This window comes from Paenibacillus sp. E194 (genome assembly GCF_000935845.1).
In the GTDB taxonomy this organism is placed as follows: domain Bacteria; phylum Bacillota; class Bacilli; order Paenibacillales; family Paenibacillaceae; genus Paenibacillus_B; species Paenibacillus_B alvei_B.
On the sequence record NZ_JMDX01000353.1, the window covers coordinates 1 to 4,581 of the forward strand.

The window sequence follows — 4,581 nt, forward strand, 5'->3', positions numbered from 1 at the left end:
GTCCATATATAGATATCTACGCTCTTTACAAAGAGTATAGCAAAGATAGCAAGATTGTTCATGTTAAAAGGAGATCCTTCATTCACACCCCGAAAGCAATGTGGCACAATGAAGTCAGTTCATTGAAAACCTTTTCAAAAAGTAAGCCGATATCATAATCGTTCATAACGATTTATACAAAATGAGGTGGATCCATTGAAAATTGGAGTGCAGCTTTATACATTGCGTGATGATATGCAAAAAGACTTTATCGGAACACTGGAGCAAGTGGCGGCTATGGGCTATGAAGGTGTAGAATTTGCCGGCTACGGCGGATTGGCGCCGGAGAAATTAGCAGGTGAACTGAAGCGCCTGAATTTGAAGGCGGCCGGGTCTCATGTCAGCATTGAGCAATTGACTGAACACCTAGATGAGCAAATTGAAATGAATCTTGCCATCGGCAACCGGAACATCATTTGTCCGGGAATTCCGAAGCTGCACGAAGCCAATGAAGACATCTTGGAAGAGTCAGTTCGCACGCTTGCAGCTGTTGCAGAGCGACTTGCCGCGCATGGAATTAAGCTGGGCTATCACAATCATGGATATGAATTTGAAGCTAAGATTGGGCAGGAGACGGTATTTGAATTGCTGTTCAGCAAGATACCTGAAGACAAGCTTTTCACGGAACTGGATGTATGTTGGGTGAAGCATGGTGGTTACAATCCGTTGGAAGTAATTGCTCAATATTCAGGTCGTGTTCCGTTCATTCATTATAAGGATCTCAAATATGATGCAGACGGAAAGCCAATGACAATGGAGCTTGGTCAGGGTGAACTCGATTTAGTGGGTGTAGCTCAAGCTGCTCGAGAAGCAGGAACGGAATGGCTTATCGTGGAGCAGGATGAGTGCCAGCGTGCACCGCTCGATAGCGTGCGCGGCAGCCGTCAATGGATTAAGGACAATCTCGGACTTTAATAGAAGACTTCAAGAGAAAACTTTAAGAGGGACGTACCTCTACACATAGTACAGTGAATACATGACCTACATCATCAATCTAAACTCGGGAGGAATAGATTCATGTCAAAAGTATATAAAATTGCGATTATCGGATGCGGCGGCATTGCCAACGCCAAGCATATGCCTAGCTTGGCCAAGCTGAATAATGTTGAAATGGTAGCATTCTGCGACATTGTTGAAGAGCGCGCGGTTGAGGCGAAGGAAAAGTATGGCACACCGGATGCTAAAGTCTATACCGATTATAAGGCTGTATTGGAAGATAAGAGCATCGACATCATCCATGTATGTACGCCGAATGATTCCCATGCAGAGATTACAATTGCTTCGCTGGAGAGCGACAAGCATGTATTGTGTGAGAAGCCAATGGCGAAGAAAGCGGAAGATGCACGCCGCATGGTTGAAGTGGCGAAGCGTACAGGCAAGAAGCTTACAGTAGGCTACAATAACCGCTTCCGCAATGACAGCCGCTATTTGAAGAAGCTGTGTGAAGAGGGCACCTTTGGTGAGATTTATTTCGCCAAAGCGCATGCGATTCGTCGCCGCGCGGTTCCTACATGGGGTGTGTTCTTGGATGAAGAGAAGCAAGGCGGAGGCCCGCTTATCGATATCGGTACACACTCGCTTGATATGACGTTGTGGATGATGGACAACTACGAGCCGCATATCGTGCTTGGCAAGGCTTATCATAAGTTGAGCGGCCGTGAGAATGCAGCGAATGCTTGGGGTTCATGGGATCCAGCGAAGTTCACGGTTGAAGATTCCGCGTTCGGGATGATTGTGATGAAGAACGGAGCGACAGTTATTTTGGAATCTAGCTGGGCACTTAACGTAACATCCAACATCGAAGCGAAGTGTACGCTATGCGGTACAGAAGGCGGCGCAGATATGAATGACGGCTTGACGATTAACGGGGAAAAACACGGCCAACTGTACGATCAAAAATTCCATTTGACTGCAAGTGGCGTTGATTTCTATGAAGGTGATTCTGATAATCCGCCAGATGTAGAGATGCATATGTGGATTGACGCGATTGAAAATGACAAGACACCAATCATTACGCCGGAACAAGCGTGCGTCGTTTCTGAGATTTTGGAAGCCATTTACGAGTCCTCGCGCACAGGCAAAGCAATTTACTTTGACTAATCGGAATAAGCAGCACGAGTGCACATGAATCGTACCGAAGGAGGCAAAGAACACTCATGAAATTAGGCGTATTCTTAGTTCTGTACGGACAATTGCCATTAGAAGAGGCATTGGATACAGTAGCAGCTAAAGGTGTAGAAGCTGTTGAGATAGGTACTGGCGGGTATCCAGGCGCGAAGCATTGCAACCCGCATGAACTGTTAGCTAGTGAGGCGAAGCTCAAGGCATTTAAGGAAGCAGTTGCTTCCCGGGGCCTGACGATTAGTGCGTTAAGCTGTCACGGCAATCCGCTTCACCCACAGAAGGATATTGCAAAGCAGTATCATGAAGATTTCATGGCGACGCTGGATCTCGCTGCGAAGCTGGAAGTTCCAGTTGTGAACGGCTTCTCCGGCTGCCCGGGTGACCATGAAGGCGCGAAATACCCGAACTGGCCTGTGGCACCATGGCCTACAGATTATCAGGAAATTCTGGACTGGCAGTGGAAGGAGAAGGTTATTCCGTATTGGACAGAGGTGGGCAAACAAGCGACTGAACGCGGCTTGAAGATCGGACTCGAGCTGCACGGCGGCTTCTCCGTTCACTCGCCAGGTACGATGCTTCGTCTCCGCGAAGCGGCAGGCGAGGCAATCGGAGCGAACCTTGACCCGAGCCATATGTGGTGGCAAGGCATAGATCCGGTACAGGCAATCCGTATTCTCGGGCAGGAGAATGCCATTCATCACTTCCATGCCAAGGATACGACTATTGATCCTGTGAACATCCATAAGCACGGGATAACAGATATGCAGTCTTACACGATGATGTTGGATCGCGCTTGGCAGTTCCGCACTGTCGGTTATGGCCATGACACGAAGACGTGGGCTGATATAATTAGTGCCCTTCGCCTTGTCGGTTATGACTATGTTGTGAGCATAGAGCATGAGGATGGCTTAATGTCCGTCGATGAGGGCTTCACGAAGGCTGTTGAGAATTTGAAGCCGATCTTAATGAAGGAACCGATTGGCGAGATGTGGTGGGTCTAGGCCTCAAATCATGCACGCCAAGTAACGTGATATAGGCATCGCATCTTCCTCATTCTTGTGTATAAAGGATGAATGGAAGGTGGGATTGCCTTTCTAACTAAGATGTTTTCAGAAATGAGCTTATCTATATGAATGGACAAAGGAGCATGCAGCGATGACAAAACAAAACGTAACGATCTGGAATGAATACAGACACGAACAACACAACAAGACCGTAGCTGATATTTATCCGCAAGGGATTCATACAGCGATCGGCGAGGGACTGGGTCAGGAGTTTCATGTGCGCTATGCAACGCTCGATATGCCTGAACATGGGTTGACAGAGGAAGTATTGAATGAGACTGATGTATTGATTTGGTGGGGGCATAAGGCACACGAAGAGGTGGACGATGCGATTGTAGAGCGTGTCCATCAACGAGTGCTCCACGGGATGGGACTGATTGTCCTTCATTCCGGTCATTTTTCGAAAATTTTCAAGAAGCTTATGGGAACCGGCTGCGATTTGAAATGGCGTGAAGCGAACGACAAGGAACGGCTGTGGGTCGTATCTCCTGGGCACCCGATCGCAGAAGGAATTGGGGAGTATATTGAGCTTGAAGCGGAAGAAATGTACGGCGAGCACTTCGACATTCCGGCACCGGATGAACTTGTATTCGTCAGCTGGTTTACTGGCGGAGAAGTATTCCGCAGCGGCTGCTGCTATCAGCGCGGCATGGGCAAAGTCTTCTACTTCCGTCCAGGTCATGAGACATATCCGACCTATTACAATGAGCAAATCCGCCGTGTCATCTCCAATGCGGTGAAGTGGGCTAAGCCGTCGGAACGCACATATCCGAAGTATGGCAACGCTCAGCCGCTTGAACCGTTGAATTAATGGGACAAGTTAGACAACATGCAAGGATTCCATTGTAGTTATCATCATACAGCCTAATGTAATTTGAAAGAAAGAGTGGGTATAAACATGACATCATTTGAATCTTCACAACCATTACGCGTCGGAGTTGTTTCAACAGGCAACATATTCCGTGGAGCGCATATGCCTGCATTTCTCTCAAATCCGCATGTTCAGATCGTCGCTGTATGCGATCCGCATAAGCCATCTGCTTGCGAAGTTGCGGATCAAATTGGCCAGGTTCGGGTTTATGAAGACTGGCAGGAGATGCTTGAACACGAGGAGTTGGATATTGTAGATATTTGCTCCCCGAACTATCTGCACGCTCCAGTTGCGATTGCTGCCTTAGAGAAAGGGTTGCACGTATTCTGCGAAAAGCCTGATGCGACGAACCCAGAAGATGCGGTACGTATGCAGCAGGCTGCCGAGAAATCGGGCAAAGTGCTGATGGTCATGCGGAATAATCGCTTCCGCTCGCGTTCTCAATTTCTGAAACAGTACATTGACGAAGGACAGATGGGGCAG

At 48.0% G+C, this 4,581-nt stretch carries 5 protein-coding genes; all 5 read left to right on the top strand.

The features are described 5' to 3' along the window. The first annotated feature begins 186 nt into the window (after positions 1-186). The gene (locus tag AZ66_RS27170) at positions 187-954 is read left to right on the top strand and encodes a sugar phosphate isomerase/epimerase family protein (RefSeq protein ID WP_156160104.1); all 768 of its coding nucleotides are present in this window, start codon (positions 187-189) and stop codon (positions 952-954) included. A gap of 102 nt (positions 955-1,056) precedes the next feature. Continuing rightward, positions 1,057-2,139 (top strand): Gfo/Idh/MocA family protein, encoded by a 1,083-nt coding sequence (locus tag AZ66_RS27175; protein ID WP_021259090.1) that lies wholly within the window; start codon positions 1,057-1,059, stop codon positions 2,137-2,139. A gap of 56 nt (positions 2,140-2,195) precedes the next feature. Continuing rightward, positions 2,196-3,164, top strand: coding sequence for a sugar phosphate isomerase/epimerase family protein (locus AZ66_RS27180; protein ID WP_044357753.1), 969 nt, complete (start codon positions 2,196-2,198; stop codon positions 3,162-3,164). Positions 3,165-3,318: 154 nt separating this feature from the next. Further along, positions 3,319-4,038, top strand: a complete 720-nt coding sequence (locus AZ66_RS27185; RefSeq protein WP_021259088.1) for a ThuA domain-containing protein — start codon at positions 3,319-3,321, stop codon at positions 4,036-4,038. An 87-nt stretch (positions 4,039-4,125) separates the two neighbouring features. Then, on the top strand, positions 4,126-4,581 hold a 456-nt coding region (locus tag AZ66_RS27190; protein ID WP_044357755.1), incomplete at its 3' end, for a Gfo/Idh/MocA family protein.

Coding starts and splice junctions, on each gene's coding strand:
- AZ66_RS27175 (WP_021259090.1), top strand. CDS start 1,057: ATGTCAAAAGTATATAAAATTGCGATTATCGGATGCGGCGGCATTGCC.
- AZ66_RS27180 (WP_044357753.1), top strand. CDS start 2,196: ATGAAATTAGGCGTATTCTTAGTTCTGTACGGACAATTGCCATTAGAA.
- AZ66_RS27185 (WP_021259088.1), top strand. CDS start 3,319: ATGACAAAACAAAACGTAACGATCTGGAATGAATACAGACACGAACAA.